General features: G+C 72.6%; 18 protein-coding genes. 8 read left to right on the forward strand and 10 right to left on the reverse strand.

Annotated elements, in window-relative coordinates; translation table 11 throughout:
• Positions 1-143: 143 nt before the first annotated feature.
• The 4 genes from Pma05_RS18270 (at position 144) to Pma05_RS18285 (ending at position 6,930) form a co-directional block, all read left to right on the forward strand.
• Complete coding sequence (locus Pma05_RS18270) at positions 144-2,360, forward strand: MMPL family transporter (protein WP_239312599.1); 2,217 nt, start codon at positions 144-146, stop codon at positions 2,358-2,360.
• A 73-nt stretch (positions 2,361-2,433) separates the two neighbouring features.
• Positions 2,434-3,609 (forward strand): sensor histidine kinase, encoded by a 1,176-nt coding sequence (locus Pma05_RS18275; protein ID WP_203858603.1) that lies wholly within the window; start codon positions 2,434-2,436, stop codon positions 3,607-3,609.
• Positions 3,606-4,295, forward strand: a complete 690-nt coding sequence (locus tag Pma05_RS18280) for a response regulator transcription factor (RefSeq protein ID WP_203858604.1) — start codon at positions 3,606-3,608, stop codon at positions 4,293-4,295. Before Pma05_RS18275 ends, Pma05_RS18280 begins: the two co-directional genes overlap by 4 nt.
• Before the next feature lie 106 nt (positions 4,296-4,401).
• Positions 4,402-6,930 (forward strand): ATP-binding protein, encoded by a 2,529-nt coding sequence (locus Pma05_RS18285; protein WP_203858605.1) that lies wholly within the window; start codon positions 4,402-4,404, stop codon positions 6,928-6,930.
• 38 nt (positions 6,931-6,968) lie between these two features.
• On the opposite strand, the gene Pma05_RS18290 is transcribed toward Pma05_RS18285, so the two are convergent.
• From Pma05_RS18290 to Pma05_RS18315, 6 genes are all read right to left on the reverse strand, one after another.
• A complete protein-coding gene (locus Pma05_RS18290) occupies positions 6,969-7,829 on the reverse strand; it encodes a trypsin-like serine peptidase (protein WP_203858606.1) in 861 nt (286 codons plus the stop codon).
• Between the two features lie 119 nt (positions 7,830-7,948).
• A complete protein-coding gene (locus tag Pma05_RS18295) occupies positions 7,949-8,293 on the reverse strand; it encodes a hypothetical protein (protein WP_203858607.1) in 345 nt (114 codons plus the stop codon).
• Positions 8,293-8,874 carry a hypothetical protein gene (locus tag Pma05_RS18300; protein WP_203858608.1) on the reverse strand — a complete coding sequence of 194 codons (582 nt, stop codon included), beginning with the start codon at positions 8,872-8,874 and terminating at the stop codon, positions 8,293-8,295. The genes Pma05_RS18295 and Pma05_RS18300 overlap by 1 nt, the downstream gene beginning before the upstream one ends.
• 68 nt (positions 8,875-8,942) lie before the next feature.
• Complete coding sequence (locus Pma05_RS18305; protein WP_203858609.1) at positions 8,943-9,956, reverse strand: DUF1702 family protein; 1,014 nt, start codon at positions 9,954-9,956, stop codon at positions 8,943-8,945.
• The gene (locus Pma05_RS18310) at positions 9,956-11,329 is read right to left on the reverse strand and encodes an NAD(P)/FAD-dependent oxidoreductase (RefSeq protein WP_203858610.1); all 1,374 of its coding nucleotides are present in this window, start codon (positions 11,327-11,329) and stop codon (positions 9,956-9,958) included. The genes Pma05_RS18305 and Pma05_RS18310 overlap by 1 nt, the downstream gene beginning before the upstream one ends.
• A gap of 60 nt (positions 11,330-11,389) precedes the next feature.
• The gene (locus tag Pma05_RS18315) at positions 11,390-11,935 is read right to left on the reverse strand and encodes a hypothetical protein (protein ID WP_203858611.1); all 546 of its coding nucleotides are present in this window, start codon (positions 11,933-11,935) and stop codon (positions 11,390-11,392) included.
• Positions 11,936-12,288: 353 nt separating this feature from the next.
• On the opposite strand from Pma05_RS18315, the gene Pma05_RS18320 reads away from it, so the two are divergent.
• A complete protein-coding gene (locus tag Pma05_RS18320) occupies positions 12,289-13,773 on the forward strand; it encodes a M28 family peptidase (protein WP_203858612.1) in 1,485 nt (494 codons plus the stop codon).
• A gap of 55 nt (positions 13,774-13,828) precedes the next feature.
• Here Pma05_RS18320 and Pma05_RS18325 read toward each other — a convergent pair whose 3' ends face one another.
• From Pma05_RS18325 to Pma05_RS18340, 4 genes are all read right to left on the reverse strand, one after another.
• The gene (locus Pma05_RS18325; protein WP_275414710.1) at positions 13,829-15,073 is read right to left on the reverse strand and encodes an RNA polymerase sigma factor; all 1,245 of its coding nucleotides are present in this window, start codon (positions 15,071-15,073) and stop codon (positions 13,829-13,831) included.
• Positions 15,070-15,429: a YciI family protein gene (locus Pma05_RS18330; protein ID WP_203858614.1), complete on the reverse strand. Its 360-nt coding sequence runs from the start codon at positions 15,427-15,429 to the stop codon at positions 15,070-15,072. The genes Pma05_RS18325 and Pma05_RS18330 overlap by 4 nt, the downstream gene beginning before the upstream one ends.
• Before the next feature lie 166 nt (positions 15,430-15,595).
• A complete protein-coding gene (eboE, locus tag Pma05_RS18335; protein WP_203858615.1) occupies positions 15,596-16,771 on the reverse strand; it encodes a metabolite traffic protein EboE in 1,176 nt (391 codons plus the stop codon).
• Between the two features lie 58 nt (positions 16,772-16,829).
• Complete coding sequence (locus Pma05_RS18340; protein WP_203858616.1) at positions 16,830-19,517, reverse strand: PQQ-dependent sugar dehydrogenase; 2,688 nt, start codon at positions 19,515-19,517, stop codon at positions 16,830-16,832.
• A 343-nt stretch (positions 19,518-19,860) separates the two neighbouring features.
• Here Pma05_RS18340 and Pma05_RS18345 point away from each other — a divergent pair, with 343 nt between their 5' ends.
• From Pma05_RS18345 to Pma05_RS18355, 3 genes are read left to right on the forward strand one after another with little or no spacing between them, the layout of a single operon-like run.
• Positions 19,861-21,243 (forward strand): aminotransferase class V-fold PLP-dependent enzyme, encoded by a 1,383-nt coding sequence (locus Pma05_RS18345; protein WP_203858617.1) that lies wholly within the window; start codon positions 19,861-19,863, stop codon positions 21,241-21,243.
• 56 nt (positions 21,244-21,299) lie between these two features.
• Positions 21,300-22,604, forward strand: a complete 1,305-nt coding sequence (locus Pma05_RS18350; RefSeq protein WP_203858618.1) for a glycosyltransferase 87 family protein — start codon at positions 21,300-21,302, stop codon at positions 22,602-22,604.
• Complete coding sequence (locus Pma05_RS18355) at positions 22,601-23,539, forward strand: decaprenyl-phosphate phosphoribosyltransferase (RefSeq protein ID WP_203858619.1); 939 nt, start codon at positions 22,601-22,603, stop codon at positions 23,537-23,539. Before Pma05_RS18350 ends, Pma05_RS18355 begins: the two co-directional genes overlap by 4 nt.
• The last annotated feature ends 57 nt before the right edge of the window (positions 23,540-23,596 follow it).

Here is a 23,596-nt window from a genome sequence, read left to right on the forward strand (position 1 = left end):
TGGGTACAGCTTGCCAGACCGAGGAGCCGGAGTACTGCGATCTCAGTACTCGAGGTGTCCGCAGCGGCACGACGACGGGACGGTGTCCGGGGCCGAGTCTGAGGGGCAACCGATCCCGATCCGGAGGCACCTGTCCCGTGGCTATGTTTCTCTACCGACTGGGCCGGCTGGCCTTCCGCCGACGCTGGTCTGTCCTGCTGGTCTGGCTGGCCGTGCTGGCCGGCGTCGGCTTCGCGGCCAGCACCGCGGCGGAACTGCCGGAGGACTCCGGGACGATCCCGGGGATCGAGGCGAGCGACGCGTTCGAGCTGATCCGGCAGCGCTTCCCCGGCAACGCCGAGCGGGCGAGCGCCCGGGTCGTCTTCGTCGCCGCGCCCGGCGAGAAGGTGACCGACGCCGACAACCGCGCGACGATCGACCGGCTGGTCACCGAGGCGTCCCAGGGCGCCCAGGTCGTCGCCGCCGTGGGCCCGTTCCAGGTCGGGGCGGTGAGTGCGGACGGGTCCACCGCGTACGCGATGGTCACCTACACGGCGCCGGCGGACGACCTCACCGACGCCAGCCGGCAGCAGTTGCGGGAGGCGGTCGACCGGGTCCGGACGGCGGGCTTGACGGTGGAGGTCGGCGGGCCGGTGCTGGCCAGCCCGCCACAGGTCGGCGGAGTGAGCGAACTGGTCGGGATCGGGCTCGCCGCGCTGGTCCTGCTGGTCACCTTCGGCTCGCTGGTGGCGGCGGGACTGCCGCTGCTGACCGCGCTGCTCGGGGTGGGCGTCAGCATGCTGGCGATCTTCACCGTCGGCGGGTTCTTCGGGCTCTCCACCACCAGCACCACCCTGGCCGCCATGCTCGGGCTCGCGGTCGGCATCGACTACGCCCTCTTCGTGGTTTCCCGCTACCGGGAGGAGCGAGCCGGCGGGCACCCGTCCGGGGAGGCCGCCGGCCTGGCCGTCGGCACCGCCGGGTCGGCGGTGGTGGTCGCCGGGCTCACCGTGGTCATCGCGCTGGCAGGGCTGGCCGCGGTCGGGATACCGACGGCGGCCAGGATGGGGCTGACCGCTGCCGGGGCGGTGATCGTCGCCGTGCTGATCGCGGTGACCCTGGTCCCCGCGCTGCTGGGCTTCTGCCCGGACGCCGTACTCGCCCGGCGGGTCCGCCGGGGCCGGGCACCCGGTTCGGCGGGTACGACCGACAACGCCGGTACCCGATGGGCGCGGCTCGTCCTGCGCCGCCCCGTGGCCGTGCTGCTCGGCTCGGTCGCCGGCCTGGTGCTGCTGGCCGTTCCAGTGCTGGACCTGCGACTGGGCATGCCCGGCGACGAGACGAGGTCCACCGCGACCACCGAACGCCGGGCCTACGACGCGCTCGCCGCCGGTTTCGGGCCGGGCGTCAACGGTCCGCTGGTCATCGTGGTGGACGCCCGGGGTGCGGCCGATCCGCAGGCGGCGGCACAGCGCATCGGCGCCACGATCGCCGCCACCCCCGGCGTGGTGACGGTCTCCCCGGCACAGCTCAACCCGGCCGGCGACACCGCGCTGTTCACCGCGATCCCGTCCAGCGCACCGACCAGTGAACGGACCGGGGACCTGATCCAGCGCATCCGCGACGCCCGGCCCGGCACCGTGACCGGAACCGGCGCGACGTTCCTGGTCACCGGTACCACGGCGGTGGAGATCGACATCGCCCGGACGGTGCCGGGGGCGCTGGTCCCGTACCTGGCGATCGTGCTCGGCCTGGCCTTCCTGCTGCTGCTGGTGATCTTCCGCTCCCTGCTCGTACCGCTGAAGGCCGTCTTCGGCTTCCTGCTCTCCGTACTCGCCTCGATCGGCGCGGTGGTCGCGGTCTTCCAGTGGGGCTGGGGTGCCGACCTGATCGGCCTCGAACAGGCCGGGCCGATCATCAGCATGATGCCGATCATGCTGGTGGGGATCATCTTCGGCCTGGCCATGGATTACGAGGTGTTCCTGGTCTCCCGGATGCGGGAGGCGCACATGCGCGGGGAACCCGCCCGCCAGGCCGTGGTCACCGGTTTCCGGCACAGCGCCCGGGTGGTGGTGGCCGCCGCGCTGATCATGGTCGCCGTCTTCGCCGGGTTCGTCGGCGCCGACCTGTCCATGATCAAGATGATCGGGTTCAGCCTGGCCACCGCCGTACTCCTGGACGCCTTCGTCGTCCGGATGGCCCTGGTGCCCGCCCTGCTCGCACTGCTCGGCGAGCGGGCCTGGGCACTGCCGCGCTGGCTGGACCGGCTACTGCCGCGCCTCGACCTGGAAGGCGAGGCCCTCCGCCGCCGGCACACCATCGAGGGTGCCTCGGCCGTCGACCCGGTGCCGGTCGCCGGCCGCGAGTCACCGGCCGGCTGAGCTGCGCAGACCCGGGCGACTCACTGCGGTGCATCATCGACCATAGAACCCACCACGTCGGCCGGAGCCTGCCATGACGATCAGCCAGTACGCCAGGGAGCACCCCCGGCTCGTCGACGTGGCCCTGGTGGCCCTGATGATCTGCGCCGCCGCCGGCCCCTTCGTGCTGAACAGCGGCCTCTCCCACACCGACAACCTGAGCTGGCAGTCCGCCCTGCCGCTGGCCGTACTCGGCGCGGTGGCGTTGCTGTGGCGGCGCAGCCGTCCGCGTACCGTGGTGGTGGTCACGGCAGCCTGTGCCGGGATCGCCGGCGGGTTCGGCTACCTGGTCACCCCGGTACTGCTCGCCCCGCTGATGCTCGCGCTGCACGAGTTGGCCGTACGGGTTCCCGGCAGGACCTCCCGGCGGTACTACCTCGGGACCACCGTCGCGGTCGTGGTGCCGGCACTCGTCGGCGACGACTACGGCTACCCCTGGATGCTGACCGTCCTCAACCCGCTGCTCTTCCTGCTGCTGCCGATCGCGCTGGCCGAGGCCACCCGGCTCCGGCGCGACAACCTGGCAGCCGTCACGGCCCGCGCCGAGTACGCCGAGCGGAGCCGCGAGGAGGAGGCCCGGCACCGCGTCGCGGAGGAGCGGGTACGCATCGCCCGCGAGCTGCACGACGTCGTCGCCCACCACCTGGCCCTGGCCAACGCCCAGGCCGGTACGGCCGCCTACCTGGCCCGGGACCGCTCCGACCAGGTCCCCCGGATCCTCGCCGAGCTGACCGGCACCACCTCCGCCGCGCTACGCGAGCTGAAGGCCACGGTCGGCCTGCTGCGGCAGCCCGACGACCCGAACTCCCCGCTGGAACCCGCTCCCGGGCTCGGGCAACTCTCCGAACTCACCGCCGCGTTCGCCTCCGCCGGGCTGGAGGTCGAGGTGACCGTCGACGGCGAGGCGCGGCAACTCTCCCCGGGCGTCGACCTGACCGCGTACCGGATCGTGCAGGAGGCCCTGACCAACGTGACCAGACACGCCGGCACCGACACCGCCTCGGTACGGCTGGCCTACGGCATGGACCGGCTGACCATCACCGTCAGCAACGATGCGCCACCCACCGCGTCCACCGCCGGGTCGCCGGGCGAGGGCTTCGGCCTCGTCGGCATGCGCGAACGCGCCCACTCGGCGGGCGGCCGGTTCCGGGCCGGACCGCACGCCTCGGGCGGGTTCACCGTCGCCACCGAACTGCCGATCCGGCCGTGACCGCCGCCGAGGACCGACCCGGGACCGTCCGGGTACTGCTCGCCGACGACCAGGCGCTGCTCCGGGCGACCTTCCGGTTGCTGATCGAGGCCAACCCCGACCTGGAGGTGGTGGGCGAGGCCGCCGACGGCGCGGAGGCGGTGGCACTGGCCCGCGCCCATCAGCCCAGCGTCGTCCTGATGGACATCCGGATGCCCCGGGTCGACGGCCTCGCCGCCACCGCCGCCATCTGCGCCGATCCGACCCTCGCCGCCACCCGGGTGCTCGTGCTCACCACCTTCGAGACCGAGGAGTACGTCGCCGGGGCGCTGCGCGCGGGTGCCAGCGGGTTCCTCGGCAAGGACGTCTCCGCCGACGGGCTGCTCGACGGGATCCGCACCGTCGCGGCCGGCGAGGCGCTGCTGTCGCCCACGGCGACCCGAGCCCTGATCAGCCGGTTCCTGGGCACCGCCGAGCCGGACCCGCCGGCCGGATCCGTCGCCCGACTGGCGGTGCTCACCGCACGGGAGCGCGAGGTGCTGGTGCTGGCCGCCGAGGGCAGGTCGAACGCCGAGATCGCCGAGCGGCTCGTGGTCAGCCCGCTGACCGTCCGGACCCACGTCCAGCGTGCCATGACCAAACTGCACGCCCGGGACCGTACCCAACTGGTCGTCATCGCCTACCAGACCGGCCTGGTACGACGGTGATCGATGGAATTGGCGGCCCGGACTATCCTGGGTCCACCTTCCTCGACGCCCGGTCGGGGTGCCCGGACGCCGAGCGAAGGTGCCGTACGCCGGGAGAAGGTGCGGAATGCGGGAGACCGGTCGGGGGGCGCTGCTCCGGTTCGTCGCCGAACTCAAGCGGCTACGACAACTCGCCGGTGCGCCGTCACTGAACAGCCTGGTCGCGGTCGCCGCCCGGTTGGGCAAGCCGCTCGCCCGCACCACACTCAGCGACAAGCTGAACGCCAAGTCGCTGCCGGACTGGGAGTTCGTCCTCGCGTACGTGCAGACCTGTCTGGCGTACGCCGAGCAGGTGGGTGCGCGGATCCCGGCGGAACTGACCGACCTGAGCCGGTGGGATGCCGCGCACTGGCGGTTGTTGCGAGCCGTGGACAGCGCCCGGGCGGACGACCGGCTCAGCGCCGCGGCGTACACCGAGATCGGTCGCCACGCCGCCCGCCTCGCGCCCGCCGACCGGTCGAAGCCGGCCGGGCCGGCGGCGTCCAGTGAGCCGGCCGGGCCTGCTCCGGCGGGGGTGCCTTCCGACCTGTCGGTGGTGCCCCGGCAGTTGCCGGCCGCGGTGCGGCACTTCGCGGGGCGGGCGGCGGAGGTCGCCGCCCTGACCGAACTGCTGGCCGAGTCGACCGGTGCCCCGGACGCGGTGCTGATCTCGGCCATCGGCGGAACGGCCGGGATCGGCAAGACCGCCCTCGCGGTCTGCTGGGCGCACCAGGTGGCCGACCGGTTTCCCGACGGGCAGGTCTACGTCAACCTGCGCGGCTTCGACCCCACCGGGCCGGTGACCAGCCCGGAGGAGGCGTTGCGCGACTTCCTGGAAGCCCTGGCCGTGCCGGCGGAGCGGATCCCGGTGGGGCTGGCCGCCCGGGCCGGGCTCTACCGCAGCCTGCTCGCCGGCAGGCGGATGCTGGTGCTGCTGGACAACGCCCACGACGCCGACCAGGTACGCCCGCTGCTGCCCGGGTCGCCGGGCTGCCTGGTGGTGGTGACCAGCCGCAACCAGATGCCGGACCTGGTCGCCGAGATGGGCGCGTACCCGCTGGTCCTGGACCCGTTACCCGGGCCGGAAGCGCGCGAGTTGCTCGGCCGGCGGCTCGGTCCGGACCGGGTCGCCCGGGAACCTGAGGCGACCGACCGGATCGTCGCCGCCGCGGCCGGGCTGCCGCTGGCGCTCGCCATCGTCGCCGCCCGCGCGGCCACCCACCCGGACTTCCGGCTGGCCCGGCTCGCCGACGAACTCGGCGACACCCGGGCCAGCCTGGACGGGTTCGCCAGCGCCGAGGCCGGCACCGACATCCGGACCGTCTTCTCCTGGTCCCTCCAGAACCTGGATCCGGCCAGCACGCGGCTGTTCCGGCTGCTCGGACTGCACCCGGGACCGGACCTGTCGGTGCCGGCGGCGGCGAGTCTCGCCGGTCTGCCCGGGCCGGAGGTCCGGCGGTCGCTGGCGACGCTGGCCCGGGCGAACCTGGTCACCGAACACGTCCCCGGCCGGTACGCCCTGCACGACCTGCTCCGGGCCTACGCCGCCGAGCAGGTCGGCACGGCCGACGCCGACCCGGAGCGCCGCGCCGCGCTGGGCCGGCTCTTCGACCACTACCTGCACACCGCACACGCCGCGGACCTGCTGGTGCACCGCCACCGGGACGACATCAGTCTGCCCCCGGCAGATCCCGACGCGGTGCTGCCGGGCCTGGCCGACGACACCGAGGCGTGGACCTGGCTCACCACCGAGCACCGGGTGTTGCTCGCCGTGGTCGCCCAGGCCGTCGCCACCGGCTTCGACGTGCACGCCTGGCAGCTCGCCTGGACCATGAACACCTATCTCGACCGGCTGGGAGCCTGGCAGGACCAGTCCGCCGCACAACACCTGGCGCTGCTCGCCGCCGCCCGGGTCGGCGACCGGAACGGCCAGGCCCGCGCCCACCGCAACCGGGCCATCGCCTGCCTGCGGCTGGGCGAGTTCGACGAGGCCCAGCACCACCTGCGGCAGTCCCTCGACCTCTACGGTGGGCTCGGCGACCGGGTCGGCAGTGCCCGTACCCAACTCAACCTCGGCATCCTGGCCGAACGCCGGGGTCGCTACCCGCAGGCTCTGCACCACGCGCGGCGGGCCTTCGACCTGTTCGACGCCGTCGGCCACGCGGCCGGCCGGGCCAACGCGCTCAACAACATCGGCTGGTACCACATCCAGCTCGGCGACCACCGGCGGGCGCTCGGCTACTGCCAGCAGGCGCTGGTCGAACAGCAGCGGGTCGGCAACCGGTACTGGCAGGCGCACACCTGGGACAGTCTCGGTACCGCGCACCACCACCTCGGGGACCACGGGCAGGCAGTCGACTGCTACGAACACGCGCTCGCGCTGTGGCGGGAGGCCGGCGAGCGCTACCACGAGGCCACCACCCTGACCCACCTCGGCGACACCCAGCACACCACCGGCGCCGTCGAGCCGGCCCGGACGGCCTGGCGGCACGCCCTCGACATCCTCGACCGGCTCGGTCACCCGGACGCCGAACAGGTACGCGGCCGGCTGCACACCGAGGTCGAAGCCCCGGTCCGGGCGGACGCCGGGTACGCCCCGGACGGTCCACCGTCCTGAGCACACCCGGTGCCGCCCACCGTCGCCATGTCGGGGTGTCATCGCCAGGACATCAGGTCCCGGTAGCCGAGCTGGGTGATCCGGGTCGCGATGTTGTTGACCGCGCCGGGCCCACCGCCGGACGGGCCGGAGGTGTGGATCCCGAACACCGTCCACGGATTCGGGTCCGGGTCCGGCGGCGGAATCGGCTTCGGCCGGGTCGGGCACCAGTCGTCCGGGTCGGTCAGGTAGAGCGGGCTGCCGTCCTGCCCAGTGCTCGTGTCGTGCTGGTGGTACAGCGTGGTGGCGGTCTCCGCGCGGATGTAGTCCTGACTGCGCCACTGGGTCGACTGCCGGTCGGCCAAATATCCCTGGCTGACCGTGCAGGCACCGGTCACGGACTCGTTCGTCCAGCCGATCGGGTACCAGCCGGTGGCGTTCCCGATCGTGCAGTCGAGCTGGATCGCACCGTAGTCCTGGCCCGGGTCCGAGCCTCTGGTCCATGCGCTGGAGGCGAAAGCGGCGCGTGCCCGGCACGACCCGTACGGTGCCCTGCCCCCGTCGTAGCCCGGATAGGCCACCAGGTTGGTACGCCACTGGCCTCCCGCCCCGGTGTGCACACAGTGCCCGGCGGTCGCCACCGTACGCTCGCTGATCATGAAACCGGTGCACTGTCCACCGGTGAAGGTGAGCAGCACGGTAGCGCTGGCCGGGAAGCTGGTGGTGTCGGTGACCGGGGTCCGCTCGTCAGGCTGGAAGACCCCGTCGACCTTGGCGTCGACTGCCGTGGCGGCCGTGGCTGCCGTGTGCACGGGCGACGACGCCGGTGCGGCCACCGCCGGGCTGCTCCCCGGCACGGCGACCATCGCGCCGACAACGGCGGCGGCGAAGGCGACGGCTGTCCATCTTCTTCTCACCATGACTTCCCTTCGACGGCGGGAGATCCCGCTGAGCGGATGTCGATGGCGTCATCGTCGACCGGGTCGCCGCTGTCCGGCGGATTTCCGGACAGCGGCGACCCGGCGAGGAGGGGAACTCTTCAGATCTCCGGGTCACCGGCCCGGCCGCGCCGCACCGCCGGTGGCCCGGTCGCGACGCCCTCCGCCTCGGCGCCAGGGCGCTCCCGGTACGCCCACCGGCCGCTCGGCCGGGCCGGTTCGCGTACCCCCGGCGGCGTACGCCGGGACAGCACGGCCAGAATGCCGATCACCACGACGTTGGCCAGCAGTACCGCGACGGTGAGCGGGTCGGGCGCGGCCGAGTGGTCGTGTGCCGACGCGGTGTCGGCGCCCGCGTCCGGGGCCGAGCCACCGAAGACCGCGACCAGGCCGAGGGTGCCCAGCAGGACCAGTCCGGCGCACCCGCGTCGGCCGACGTGTCGCATCAGGAACCCTTGGCGCCGCTGGTCAGTGGCGCACAGTAGCAGGTGACCCGGGACAGGTCCTCGCGCCGGGGCCGCCGGTGCAGGTACATGGCGACGATCATCGGCAGGAAGACGATCGCGTTGTAGAGCAGGTGCAACTCCACCCGGGGCACCACGAGCTGGATGACGCTGGTCGGCACCGGACGGTTGAACAGGTTGCTGCCGGTCATCGCCTGCACCAGCAGCAGGAAGTGCTCCAGGTGGTGCCACGCCTGGATCAGCAGGGCGGCATTCCACCACGTCCGGGCCTCGCCGACGAATCCGGGACGGAGCAGCAGCAGGCCGGCCAGCATGACGAGGGCGTAGCCGTAGTGCAGCCACTCCTCCCGTACCAGCCAGGGGAACGGCATGCCGAGCACGCCACGGGCGTCGGGGGTGGCCCAGCCGAGACCCCAGATCTGCACCGCCTGGACGAGGTGCTCGGCCCAGTGCGCCACGACGATGAAGAGAAAGAACAACAGTGCCGGACGGTGGTAGCGGGTGTTCAGGTCGGTAACGAGCCGACCTCCGGTCATCTTGACGGTGGCCTGTGGAGTACTCATCGAATTGCCTCCCTCGGGTGTCACCGGTGTCGTTCGCGGTCGTGCGGCTGCCGGAGCCCGGCCCGGCATCATCGGGGCGGGTCGCCGATCCGGGCCGGCAACCGCGCCCGGGTCTCCTCGCGCCATGCCTGGTAGAAGCGTCGGTGCTCGCCTCGGGCGTCCAGTTCCCGACGTGCGTCCGCGACGGCGGTGAGCGAATCCTCGATCTGCCCGCGCAGCGCCGGGTCCAGCGGGCCGACCAACTCGTCGAACATCGGGCGGTCGGCCAACTGGCGCGCTTCCCAACCGAACGCGGCGCCCTGGAGGAAGTCCGAACGGTAGGTCGGCGGGATCTGCGCCAGCACCCCCGCCACCCGTCCGGCCCGGTCCAGCCAGCTGTAGGCGAAACCCAGGCCGATACCGCTGTAGCAGTCCCCGCGTACGCCGGGTGGCAGCGACTCGACCAGCGTCCGGGCCCGACCGAGGTCGCCCATGCAGACGAACCAGAGGCTTCGCCCGTACCCCTGGTGGCAGACGTGCATGGCGTCCTCCCCGAACCGGTGGAATGCCCGGGTCACCGCCGGCCGACCGGTGTTGAGGAAGCCGGCCCGGAACCCCCACCCCTCGTACGGGAGCAGCCGGTAGTGCGGATCCAGCCCCTCGACGATCCGTTCCGTCCGGGACGGCCGGATCCGGTTCCGGATCGCGAGCCACCAGCCCAGCCCGACGTAGTTCTGGTAGACGATGTGCGGGGAGACAGCCGCCATCACCTCCTCGAAGTCGCGGTAGCTCCGGCGGCGCAGGTACGCCCACGGCCCGAAACCCATCGCCGCACCCTCGTAGCCGAACGGCCGGTAGTACCGGTCGAGGCCGGCGAGGTCGGCGTGGATGTCGTCGAACTCGCGCGCCCGGGCCGCCGCGTGATAACCCCGGAGAAAGGAGTGCAGCACGGTCCGGACCCGCTCCCGTTGCCACCTGTCCGCCAGGGTGAAACTGTCGAGCAGCGGCTCGAACCGCGCCGGCTCCTGGCTGACCAGGGCCAGCACCACCCGCCGGGTCAACGCCGACCTCGGCTGTCCCGCCCGGTACCCGGTCGTGGCCATCAAACCTCCCCCTGTGATCGCCCCGGGCTCGAACCCGGTAACGCTGCTGGTACGGCGAGGGCGTCGCCCCTCGCCGTCCGTCCGTTGCCGACGGCGACCTGACCGCCGGCCGCCGAGCCGTCGGGCGCCGAGCCGTCGGGCGCCGAGCCGTTGGCCGACGGTGGCGGCCCGGCGGCGGGTACGTCCTGACCGACGAGCGCGGCGAGCCGGCCGACCGCCTCCTCCCCGGCGATGTCCCGGATCACGTCGACGACCCGATGGCCGACGTCGTGGCTCATGCCCGGCGTGCCGAGCAGGAACCGGAGCCAGGGAATGTTCTCCGGCGGGACCGGGGGCCGCCGTGCCAGCCGTATCGCGGCCTCCAGGGTGGGCCGGATCCGCGCGTCGCGCGCCGACCGGTAGTCGGCCATCACCGCCGACCACGGCTGTCCCGCCCCGAGGTGCCGGTGCGCCGCGGCGGCGAAGAGGCCGGCCGAGACGACGGCGTGGTCGATGCCGGCCCCGATGCACGGGTGCACGGCCGCACCGGCGTCTCCCACGAGGGCCCAGCCCGGCCCGCCCGGGACCCGCAGGTAGCTCTCCAGGTTGGCGGTGCCGCGTACCGGCCCCACCTGGGTGGCCCCGGCCAGCCGGGGTGCCAGGGTCGGGATCGCGGAGAGCAGGCCGTCGAAACGTTCCCGGTGCTCCTGCCGCCAGCCGGCGAACTCGCTCTCCGGCGGCATGACGCAGACGCAGTGCAGTTCGCCGTCGCAGGGCGCCACGATCACCACGTCGATGCCGTGCCAGTAGTACTCCAGGGTGGGCAGCCCGGCCGGGACGACGCCGCTGAAGTACGCGTAGTACGCGCAGCGCGTCCGGGGCCGGGTGAGGTAGGTTTCGGCGTCCACCGCGCGGGCGACGTACGAGTTGCGCCCGTCCGCCCCCACCACGTAACGGGCCGGCAGGCTCACCTGCCGGCCGTCGGAGGTCAGCACGGTCCCGGTCACTCCGCCGTCCTGCCACCGCAGGTCGGTCACCCGGGTGTCGCCCCACCACGAGACGGTGTCGAAGGACCGGGCCCGTTCGATCAGCAGCTGGTCCAGTACCTCCCGGCGCAGCGCCCGGGCGTACGGCGTGGCCGTCATGTCGGCCTCGGTCACGCACCCCTCGATGTCGGTGCGGAAACGCCGAATGGCCGGCGCGGACGCCAGCCGGGGATCGTCGAGCACATCGAGCGCGGCGAATGCCTCCCAGTCGCCGAAGACGTGTGTGGACAGGGTGGGACTCGGATGTCGGTCGCGGTCCACCAGGGCGACGCGATATCCGTGCTGTGCCAGCAGGATGGCCGTGGACGAGCCGGCGACCCTCCCGCCGACGACGAGGAAGTCGAACAACGGCGGCTCCTTGCGGTTGGCGAAAGGTGGGGACGGGCGCCCGTCCCCACCGCTTCGGGCTCAGGCCTCGTTCGCGCAGGCCCAGAGCTCAAGGTGGCGTTCCCCGCGCTGGTCGTACAGCGGCACGTCGCACTGCGACTCGAACCGGGAACCGATCGGCGGAATCCGGTACAGGGTGCCGGTCATCCGGACCGGGGTGTTGTTGTGCAGCGTGACCTCGGGCGTCACCACCGTCAGGAACAGGATCTGCTCGCTCGGCACGCCGTCGGAGAGGCGCCGGCCGGCCGGCACCTGCACGGTGCCCAGGATCGGGCGGGCGTCGGGGGCGCTCAGGGCGCCGCCCAGAACCTTGACCTCCGCGCCCGGCCACAGGTCGGCGCTGACTCCGACCAGCTCGAAGCGGATGATCTCCAGGTTCATGGTGAGGTCGCCGTTCTCGGCCACGGTCGGCTCGTGGACGATGAACTCGGTCGGGCAGGCGGTCTTCATCAGGATCCGCTCGGTACGCCCGTCCATCGTGCGCAGACCCACCTCGGACTCCGCGTAGTTCAGCTCGAGTACGGTGTCGTACTCGGTCAACCTTTCGATCGCGGTCCTACTGTTCATGGTGTTCCCTTCCTTCGGGCCGGACAATTCCGGATGCCTCAAATCTGACCCACCCGCCCACCTGGCGACTTGGCCAATGTTGCGTTGTCAGCCCTGTTGGTGGCAGTCATAATTGCGCCTGCTGGCGACGGTCTTCATTCCGTTTGCGACGGACCGAGGATTCTTCCGGGATAGCCGAAAATTCCACGGCGGCCCGCACCGGCGCGGACAGCCGGTCGACCGGCCCCGCAAGATATCCATAGCGTCCCCGGTCCGGGCAGCGCGATGGTGGGTGCGGCAACCGTCTCGGCAGATCAGACCCGACAGACCAGAATCGCCGCCACCGTCACGACCGGCTCGGAGGGGAAGGAAGCATGCCGTCACGTCCGCGCAGCCGCCTGGTGCTGGCGGCGGGAATCGCTCTGCTGCTGGTACCGGGGCTGGCGAGCCCACCGGCCCGGGCCGATGCTGCCGGAGGCGACCCCGGACTGGCCCTCGGCTGGGAACGCGCCGTCACGACCGGTGGGCTGCTGCGGTACGCCCGGCAGTTGCAGGAGATCTCCGACGCCCACGGGGGTGATCGGGCGGCCGGCACCGCAGGGCACGACGCCTCGGCGAGTTACGTGGCGCGGATCCTGACCGACGCCGGTTACCAGGTGACCGTGCAGACGTACGACTTCCCGGTCTACTCCTCCCGGCCGGCGCTCCGGCCGGTCGGCACCCCGTGGCCGGAGCCGGGCCGGGACTTCTCGGTGATGCACCACTCGCCAGCGGCCGACCTGGCCGCGCCGGTGCACCCGGTCGACCTGACGCTGCCGCCCGGGCCGGTGCCGAACACGTCCACCAGCGGGTGTGAGGCCGAGGACTTCACCGGCTTCCCGGCCGGCCGGATCGCCCTCGTGCAGCGGGGCACCTGCAACTACCGGGTCAAGGCGCTCAACGCCGCCGCGGCCGGCGCGGTCGGGATGATCGCGTTCAACGAGGGACAGCCGGACCGGCTGGGTCCGCTGCTCGGCAGCCTGAGCGGACCCGGTGTGCCGATCCCGGTGTTCAGCGCGGGTTACGCGCTCGGCGCCCGGCTCGCCGAGCGGCGGCCCGTGGTGGGGCTGCGCACCGACGCGGTCACCGAGACGCGGCCGACCAGCAACGTTGTCGCCCAGACCGGCACCGGGGACCCGGACGAGGTGGTCATGCTCGGCACCCATCTCGACACCCCCGCCGGCAGCCCCGGGCTGAACAGCAGCGGCAGCGGCAGCGCCGTACTGCTGGAGCTGGCGGTGCGGCTGGCCGACCTGCGACCACCCCACGCCGTCCGGTTCGCCTGGTGGAGCAGCCACGCCGGGTACGCCTCGGGCGCCACGCACTACGCGTACACGCTGCCGCCGGCGGAGGTCGACCGGATCGCCGCGTACCTGAACGCCGACTCGCTGGCCTCGCCGAACCACGTCAGCGGAGTACTCGACGGCAGCGGTCACCGGCCGGAGCTGGCCGGGCGGCACGGGCGCGGCGGGGCGGCGGTGGCCGACTCGGCGCGGATCGAGCGGCTGCTGCGGGGGTACCTGTCCCGGAACGGCCACGGCGCCGTCGAGGTCGCGCTGTCAGGCCGGTTCGACAGCCATCCGTTCGCGGTATTCGGCGTACCGGTCGGCGGGCTGTTCGGCGGTGCCGAGGGGATCAAGACCCGTCGGGAGCAGCGGATGTTCGGGGGGCGGGCCGGAGCGCCGTACGACCCCTGTCACGGGCGGGCCTGCGACGTGGTGGCACACCTGGACCCCGAGCCGCTGACCCTGCACGCCGAGGCGCTGGCGTACACCGCGGGAGTGCTGGCCGCGAGGCCGGCCGGGCCGGGCCGGGAATAGCGGGCAGACGTCCGGCGGCTGACGGGCGGTCACACACCCGGCGGCTGACGGGCGGTCAGACGTGCGGCGCGTCGGCGTCCAACTCCACCTCGCGTCGACGCGCCAGGAGGAAGTTCCGCTCGACCTCGGTGCCGGCCAGCTCGATCGCCCGGTCGTACTCGGGCAGGGCAGCCGCGTTGCGCCCCATCCAGCGGAGCAGCTCCGCCCGGGTGGCGTGCAGTTGATGGTTGAGCGGCAGGTGCTGGTCGAGGCCGTCCAGTAGCGCCAGCGCGTCCTCCGGACCGGCCGTCTCCGCCACCGCCACCGCCCGGTTGAGGCGTACCACCGGGGAGCCGGTGAGCCGCTCCAGGTCCTCGTACAGTTCGGCGATGGCCGGCCAGGCGGTCTGGTCCGGGTGCAGCGCGACGGCGTGCGCGGCGGCGATGAGGGCCTGCAACCGGTAGCGGCCGGGCTGGCCGTCCGGCCGGTGCCGGTCGAGCACTTCCAGTCCTTCGGCGATCTCGTCCCACCGCCAGCGCGACCGGACCTGGTCGGCGAGCCGCACCAGCCGGCCGTCGACGACCCGGGTGTGCCGCCGGGCGTGTTGCAGCACCATGAGGGCGAGCAGGGCGGCCACCTCGGGCTCGGGCCGGATCAGTTCGTGCAGCAGGCGGCCCAGCCGGATCGCCTCGGCAGCCAGGTCCTCGCGGATCAGCTCGGTACCGGCGGTGGCCCGGTATCCCTCGGTGAAGATCAGGTAGATGGTGGCCAGCACACTGCTGATCCGGGACGGCAGCTCCGCCTCGTCCGGTACCCGGAACGGGATGCCGGCCTCCGCGATCTTCTTCTTGGCCCGGGTGAGCCGGGCCGCCATCGTCGTCTTCGGCACCAGGAACAGCCGGGCGATCTCGCCGGTGGTCAGCCCGGCGACGTACCGCAGGGTCAGCGCCACCTGGGCCTCCACCGTCACCGCCGGGTGGCAGCAGGTGAAGATGAGCTGGAGCCGGTCGTCGGCGATCGGCGCCGCGTCGTCGAGGTCGGGCACGCCGATCGTCTCGTCGACGGCCAGCAGCGGCAGGTAGCGCGCCCGGGTCGCCTCCCGGCGCCGGAAGTCCAGGGCCCGCCGTCGGGCGACCGCCCGCAGCCAGCCGGCCGGCTGGTCCGGGATGCCGTCCTCCGGCCACCGCGAGGCCGCCGCGGCGAACGCGTCCTGTAGGGCATCCTCGGCCAGCTCGAAGCTGCGCAGCTCCCGTACGAGCATCGCCAGGAGCCGCGCCCAGTGCTCCCGGTACGCCAGCTCGACGGCGCCGGGACCGGTCAGTGCACTCCTCCCGGGGGCGCGGCCACCGGCCGTACCTCGATCACGTCGCCCATCCGGGCCAGCTCACGGGCGAACTCCAGTGCCTCGTCCAGGTCGGCGGTGTCGACGAGGTAGAAGCCGCCGAGCTGCTCGGCCGTCTCGGCGTACGGGCCGTCGGTGACGACCGCGTCGTCGCCGCGCAGCCGTACCGTCCGAGCCGTGTCGGAGAGCGCCAGTTCCTCGCCGCCCCGGTCGGCGTTGCGCTCCTGGAGCAACCGGGTGAACCGCCCGTGCGCGGCGTACGCGGCGCGGCGCTGCTCCTCGGACGCCTCCGCCCACTCCTTCTCGTTCTGGTAGATCAGCACTGCGTACTTCACGGTGCCTCCTGTCGGCCTCTGCCTCGCGGGCACTTCCCTCCTGACTTTCTACGCCATCGTCGCGCCGAACCGGGCCGATCGGCACCCGGTACGGCGGAATTCTCGCCGCCCGGACGGCGTCCGGTCGACGAAGCCAGGGTCAGGCCGGCACCACGACGGGGCCGGGTCAGGCCGGAAGCGGGACGAGGCCGAGTCCGAGGAGTTGGCGCCGGGTCCAGTCGAGTTCCGCGGCCAGCCCGGCGACCAGGGTGGACGGGTCCGGCGTCGCGGTGGGGTCCGGTCGAAGGCTCCAGGTGTACGTCTCGATCTCGATCTGGTCGGTGCCCGCGCGCCCGTTGCCCAGCAGCGCCCGCAGCGCCCCGGCGGCGACGTCCACCGTCGACTCGAAGGGCGGCTCGACCCCGCCGTGCACCGGGAGGTGGTAGTGCACCCGCCAGGCCCCACGGGCCGGCAGCCGGTGGCGGCCGTCGAGCGCCTCGTCCAGGTCGTCCACGCCACGGACGCCGCGCACCGACCGCTCCCGCACCTGGTGCAGGAACCGGGGCTCGGCCAGGGCCCGCAGGGCGGGACGGACCGCCGCCGAACCGGGCTCCGGGACGGAGAGCGCGCCGGAGATCTGCGCCTTGACCACCGGAAGCCCGGCGTCGTCGAGCCGTCGCACGGCCTCGCCGGGCTCCTCGAAGGTGAGCGAGTGGTGACAGGTGTCCAGGCAGATCCCGATCCACTCGCGGTCCACGACGTCGAGTAGCCGGACAACGTCGTCGGTGGTCTCCAGCACGCAGCCGGCCCCGGGCTCGAAGCCCACCCGCACCGGCTTCCCCTCGTCCTCCGCTATCTGGCGCAGCCCGACCGGCAGCGCCGCGAGATGCCGGAACGCCGCCTGCTCGTGCTCCGGGAACCACGGCCGGCGCCACCCCACCGGCAGCGTGGAGACGCTGCCCCGGGGCACGTCGTCGGGGAGCAGCCGGGCCAGGCACCGGACCAGGGTCAGGGTGTACGCCAGCCGCCGGGGGTGCGACCAGTCGACGGCGTACGCCTCCCGTTTGACGGTGGGCGCCGAGAGGTCGGCGTACGACGCGCCGTTGAGGGTGACGACGGCCAGCCCCCGGGCGGCCAGCTCGGCGCGCAGCCGGATGAGCTGCCGGGGCTCCTCGACCAGGGCCGACGCGACCGGGGGCGAGAGCCAGAGCCCGAGTCCCAGGACCCCCAGCCCCAGCTTCCGGCGAACCGGCTCCGCGTGCTCGGTGAGCTGGGCGAGCACGTCGTCGAGGTCCGTTGCGGCGGGCACGTTCGCGCAGTAGGCGAGGTGCACGACCGTTCCGTCGGGGTGCCTGAAGCGCACAACCCACCCTTTCCCGGGCAGCTATCCGGACAGCACGGCGACTCGACGGAGCGACCCGTCAGCCGCCGTACACCTCGATCTCGCCGAGGGTGTACCGGCCGTGCCGGTGTTCCCCGCCGGTTATCGAGATCCGCACGAACCGGGCGGAGGTCGCCTGGTCCGGCCGTACCACGTCGGTCCCGCCGTCGCCGGCCTCGACCTGTGCCGCCGTCGACCAGCGGCGGCCGTCGGCGGAGGTCTCGACCCGGTAGTCGGTGCCGGGCCGCTCCCCCCAGCGCAGCACGAACCGTTCGACGGCCTGGCTGCGACCCAGGTCGATCGAGATCCACTGGCGGGTGTCGCGGTCGCTCACCCACGACGTGTCGGTCCGCCCGTCGACCGCCCGGGCCGGGTCGCCGGCCCGTCCGCCGTGGCTGGAGGCGCGCGCCTTGGCGTCCTCGGCGAGGTTGGGTTCCGGGGCGAAGGTCGCGGTGTAGGTCGTCGGGTCGGCCGGTGCGGTGATGTTGTGCACCTGGGCGCCTCCGTCCGACCAGGACTCGAACTCGTAGACCCGGCCGTCGACCTCCTGCGGCGAGATCGCGGTGATCGCCAGGCTCGACCCCGCGATCACGGTACGGGTGAACGGGGCGGGCACGACCTCGAAGAACGCCGACAGGGCGAGTCCCGGCGGGGAGCTGGCGAGCGTGATGTCCACGGTCTTCGGGTGCAACGGCAGGCTCGTCGAGCTGGTCAGCCCACCCGAGTCGGTCACGGTCAGCCGCAGTTCGAGGTGTGACGGGTACTCGTGGTCCGGCGCGTTGAAGCTGCCGGTACGCCCCGAGCGCCGGGTGATCTCGTGGGCGTGGCAGTCGCTCGGACAGTGCTGGATCACCAGCGACCACTGGTAGGCGGAGTCCGGCAGCGTGCCGTCCTCGGCGTCGGTGGCCGAGGCGGCGTAGCGCACCTCTTCGCCGACCGACCAGGTGGTGGTCGGCAGTGGCGCGTCGATCGAGACGGTGGGTCTGGTGTTGCCGACCTGGATCGGCCAGCCGGCGGTGTCGGTGCCGCCCCTGCCGTCGTCCACCCGCAGTCCGACCGTCACGGTGCCGTTCTCCTGGTACGTGTGACTGGCCGTGACGCCGGTCGCGTCGTCGTACCCGCCGTCGCCGTCCAGGTCCCACTGGTACGTCAGGGGGTCGCCGTTCGGGTCGCTGGAGGCGCTGGCGTCGAGGCGTACGGCCAGCGGCGCGGTCCCGCTGTCCGGATCGACGGTGAAGGCGGCGACCGGCGGGTGGTTGCCCTCGCGGTACACGTAGCGCAGGATCCGGCCGCCCATCAGGTCGACCGAGTACAGGTCGCCGCCCGGGCCGATCTGGAGTTCGGTGGAGCCGAACTCGCCGAAGGCGAACACCTGCACGCCGGCCGGATCGGGCAGGCCGTCGGCACCGGCCCGCATCACCCAGACGCACTTGCGGTTGTGGTCGGTGAAGAACAGCGCGTTGTCGTAGTCGTCGGGATAACTGCCGCCCGGATAGAACGCGAGTCCGGCGATCGAGGAGCTGCCCTGCGAGCAGGGCTCGCCGGGCACCAGCGGGGCCCGGTGGTTGTAGGTGTAGTAGGGCTCGGTGGCGGGCTCGTCGGTGCCGTCGTAGAGCCGCTCGCAGAGGGTCAGGCCGACGGCGGCGTAGTCCGGCATGGGGCGGGCCGACTCGTAGCAGGGCCAGCCGAAGTTCGGCACGCCGTCCCGGGTCACCCGGTTGATCTCCTCCCACTCGTCCCAGCCGACGTCGCCGGACCACACCTCGTCGGTACCGGGCCGGAGGGTGAACCGGAACGGGTTGCGCAGGCCGTACGCGATGATCCGCCGGGTGTTGGCGTCGGCGCTGTCGGCCATCGGGTTGTCCGGGGGTGCCTCGGCGGTGTCCGGGTCGATCCGGATGATGGCGCCGTCCAGCGTGGCCGGGTCGCCGGAGGTCCGCACGTCCTGGGCCCGCAGCGCGCCACCCTCGGCGTCCGGCGCCACCAGTTCGGTGCCGGCCGGCAGCGGCGGGTCCCCGCACGGGTTGTCCGGGGTGGTGTCGTCGGCGGGGAAACCGTCCTGTCCGTAGTCGGTCCAGGCGAAGTTGGCGCCCTCGCCGCCGCTGGCGTAGAGCATCCCGTCCCGGCCGAAGACCAGGTTGCCGACCGAGTGGCTGGGGAACGGCATGCACCAGTCCTCGATCAGGACGTCCTCCTCGACGGCGCCGCCGTCGACCACCAGGGTGGAGAGCCGGCCGCTGACCACGCAGCCGTCGCTGAGCGGGCCGGGCGGGGTGAGGCAGTCGTCGTCGATGCTCTCCTCGGTGCCGTAGGTCGGTGCGGTTCCGCCGATCGGCGCGTCGTAGGTGTAGAGCACGTAGATGCGCGGGTCCTGCGGATAGTCCGGATGCAGGGCCAGCCCGATCAGCCCCCGGTCCCAGTAGTTGTGCACGCTGGCGCGCAGGTCCGCCAGGACGGTCGGAGTGGGGTCGTCGAACGAGTCGAATACCTTCAGGATCCCGCTTTTCTCGGTGACGAAGACCCGCCCGTCCGACGCGAACTCGACATTGGTGGGTTGGTACAACCCGCTGAACACGACCTCCTCGACGAATCCCGTCGGCAGCGACCGGGGTTCGGCGGCGCCGTTGGCCGGCGCCGGCACCACCACCGGCGTTCCGACCAGGGCCAGGGCCAGGGCGGCCGGCAGGAGTCGTCGGGCAGGCAGGGTACGGCGAAAGGTTATGGCCATGATGGCTCCCGGAGACGAGTACGGGGCGACGCGGCGCTGGGGATAGGCCGGCGCGCCGCCTAGGATTCTGCCGCATCAATACGCACGACAGTGCCGGATACACATGAACTAAGCAACAAATACAGCATTGATCAGCATTGATTAAGAGGCAACAAATCCCGTTGCGGCGGCGCATAGGGCAACAAAGCCCGAGCCGACGACCGGCCGCCTTTCTTTAGCCTCAGAGCACGAAGAGCGCGCCTTGATTGCGGCGTGGCAGCGCGCCTTGATTGCGGTGGCATTGCGCGGCAATCCGCACCGCCACTGCTCGCCGGCCGGCCCAGAGATAGTTGGAGGTACGCAGATGACCAGCACAGCCGTCGGCGACGACGGAAGAGAGCGGACCGGAGTCGGGCGCCGGGCGATGCTCCGGTCCGGCCTGGCCGCCGGGGTGGGCGTCGGGATCGGCGCGACCGTCGGGCCCGATGCGGCGCACGCCGGCGGGGAACCGAGCGACGCCACGATCCACCGGCGGTTCAACCCGGGTAGCTGGGACTCGGTGCGCGACCAGTTCCGGCTCTCCCGGAAGTACCTCCAGTTCTCCGCGTTCGTGCTGGCCTCGCACCCGGCCGGGGTACGCCTGGCCATCGAGGAGCACCGGCGCCGGCTGGACGTCGACCCGTACGCGTACGGGGCGTTCCGCAACGACATGGACCGGAGTACCGCCATCCGGGCCCGCCTCGGCACGTACCTGGGGGTCGCGCCGGGAGAACTGGCGCTGACCGACAGCACCACCATGGGCCTCGGCACCGTCTACTCCGGACTGGTGTTGCGCCCCGGCGACGAGGTGCTCACCCTCGACCGGGGCTTCTACGGCACCGACGAGGCGCTGCGGGTACGCGCACTGGCCAGCGGCGTCAAGGTGCGCAAGATAGCCCTGTTCGACCAGCCGGAGCGGGCCACCGCCGCCGGCATGGTCGACCGGATGCTGGCCGAGATCACCCCGGCCACCCGGCTGCTGGCGGTGGACTGGATCCAGTCCAGTACCGGCGTCATGCTGCCGATCCGGATGATGGCCGACGCGCTGGCCGAGCTGAACGCCCGGCGCGACAGCGCGGACCGGGTCCTGCTCTCGGTCGACGGTGTGCAGGGCGTCGGCGTGGAGGATTTCAGCATCGCGGACCTGGGCTGCGACTTCTTCATCAGCGGCCTGCACAAGTGGCTGTTCGGCCCGCGCGGTACCGGCTTCGTCTGGGCCTCCACCGAGAACTGGGACCGGGTCCACCCGGTGGTGCCGAGCTTCTCCGAGGCGGCGATCCTGAGCTGGTTCTTCGGCCGGCCGTGGCCCGGTCCGCCCGGCGACTGGAACAGCCCCGGCGGCTTCCACAGCTTCGAGCACCGGTGGGCGGTGCCGGCGATCCTCGACTTCCACGAGGCCATCGGCAAGGCCCGGGTCGCGGCGCGGACCCGTGAGCAGGCGGCCCAGCTCAAGGCCGGGCTGGCGGAACTGCCCGGGGTCACCGTGAAGACGCCGTCGGATCCCACCCTCTCCTCCGCGCTGACCTGCTGCTCGGTCGACGGCTACACGTCCGAGCAGGTGGTGGCCCGGCTGATGGAGGAGTTCCAGATCGAGGCGACCGCCAGCGAGTACACGGAGAGCTTCGTCCGGCTCGGACCGAGCATCGTCACCACTCCCGACCAGGTGGACCGGCTGGTCCGGGCCCTGCACCGGATCAGCCGGTCCTGAGGCCACACCTGCCACCCCCGCCCGACCCGCCGCCCGACCGCTAGGAAGGTCCCGCCATGGCAACTCGGACCAAGATCGTCACTGCGCTGGCGATGCAGATCCTGGCCCTCGCCCTCATCGTGGCGCTCGACTCGTTCGGCTCGCTCGACTTCGACGTCTACCGTGCGGCGACCGCCGCGTGGCGGGACGGTGGAAGCATCTACGACCTGCCGGAGATGTCCACCGCGATGGGGCCGCTCCAGCTCGTACTGATGAATCCACCGGTGGCGGCGATCGCGCTGGCACCGGTCACCCTGCTACCCCGCACCGTGGGCATCGTCGCCTGGTACGCCGTCACGCTGATCGCCCTGGCCGTCGCCGTGTACGTGGTGGCCCGGGCGATCCAGCGCCGGTTCCCCCGGGTCGACGCCGTCTGGCTGACCGTACTGCTGGTGCCGGCCCTGACCCTGCTGGGTCCGGTACGCGACGAGCTGACCTTCGGCCAGATGAACATCGTGCTGATGGCGTTGGTCCTGCTCGACCTGCTGACCCCACGTCCACGGTGGCCCCGCGGCCTGCTGCTCGGCGTGGCCATCGCGCTCAAGCTGCTGCCCGGGGTGTTCCTGCTCTTCCTGTTGCTGCGCAAGGACGTCCGGGCGATCGTCTTCAGCGCCGTCGGCTTCCTCGTACCGACCCTGCTGGCCCTCGCCCTGGCACCCCGGGACTCCGTCGACTACTGGACCCGGCACCTCTTCGACACCGACCGGGTGACCGACCTGGTCGGCTGGTGGTGGTCGCCGAACCAGTCGCTGCTCGGCGCGGCCAGCCGGCTGCACTGGATCTCCGTACCCGGGCTGGTCCTCACCCTGGTCTATCTGGCGGCGGCCGTGCTGACCGTCGTCGCGATGCGCCGGGCGTTGCGGTCGCCGTCCCTCGGCCCGGAGTTCGCGTTGCTGGCCAACGCCACGCTCGGACTGCTCGTCACCCCGACCTCCTGGACCTACCACTGGGTCTGGGCGGTGCCGGGGTTGATGCTCTGCACCGCGCTCGCCGCCGGAACCCGGCGGCTGCCGGTGCTCGCCGGTACGGCGTTCGCCGCCGCCGTGTTCTACATCGGACCGCCCTGGCTGATGCAGACGTACGACGGCAGTGAGCTGCGGTGGAACGTGGCCGAGTACCTGGCCGGTGCCGCCTATCCGATCATCGGGCTCACCCTGCTCGGCGCCCTGGCGCTGTATCGGGGCGACCCGGTGACCCCGCCGTCCCCGGCGACGGCACCCGAGGAGAGCGGGTTCTCGCCGCTGCGCGGAGCCGGCGAACCCGCGCCGGCCCTCCCGGGCGTCGACGGCCACGCCGTGCGGCCGGCACCGGACCGGCCGTGACCGCGACCGCGCCGACACCGGTCGACCCGGAGGGTGCCGCCGGGTCGCCGCCGGCACCGAAGGCGGTCAGGGCGGCGGGCGGCGGGCTGGTCGCCGCCTGCCGCCCCCGCCAGTGGATCAAGAACCTGCTCGTCCTCACCGCCCCGGCCGCCGACGGTGTCCTGCTGCAACCCGTACCGCTGGCCCAGGCCGGAGCCACCTTCGTGATCTTCTGCCTGGCCAGCAGCGCCGGCTACCTACTCAACGACGCGCGGGACGTCGCCGCCGACCGGCTACACCCGGACAAGTCGGCCCGACCGATCGCCTCCGGGCGGGTACCGCTGCGGATCGCCTACCTCACCGCCGCGGTACTGGCCGCGACCGCCCTCGCCGCCGCCTTCGCGCTCGGCCCGATGCCACTGTTCGGGCTGGTGGTGCTCTATCTCACCCTGACCACGGCGTACACGCTGGCCCTGCGCGACCTGGTGGTCGTCGACCTGGCGGTGGTGGCCGGCTGCCATGTCGTCCGGGCGGCGGCCGGCGGTGCCGCCACCGGCGTCGCGCTGAGCAACTGGTACCTCATCGTGGTCTCCCTCGGGTCCCTACTGCTCGTGACCGGCCGCCGCGAGGCCGAACTGCGGCTGACCGGGCTCGTCGGCACCCGCCCCACCCTGGCCGAGTACAGCGTCGACTACCTGGCCAACGTCCGCTCCGTCGCGTCCAGCGCCATGATCGTCACGTACTGCCTGTGGGCGCTCGCCCCTGGCACCTTCCCGGGGCTCACGCCGCGCGCGGCCAGCATCGTGCCGTTCCTCCTCGTCGTGCTGCGGCTGAACCTGCTGATCGGCCGGGGCGCCGGCGAACAACCCGAACACCTGCTGTTCCAGGACCGGCAGTTGCAGCTCATGCTCGGCGCGCTCGCCGTCGTGCTGGCCGCGTCGATCTACGGACCGTGACCGGCCCCGGGGAGCGCCGCAGCGGCGTCCCGGAGCCGGTCACGTGCCGGGGACCGG

Source organism: Plantactinospora mayteni, from assembly GCF_016862935.1.
In the GTDB taxonomy this organism is placed as follows: domain Bacteria; phylum Actinomycetota; class Actinomycetes; order Mycobacteriales; family Micromonosporaceae; genus Plantactinospora; species Plantactinospora mayteni.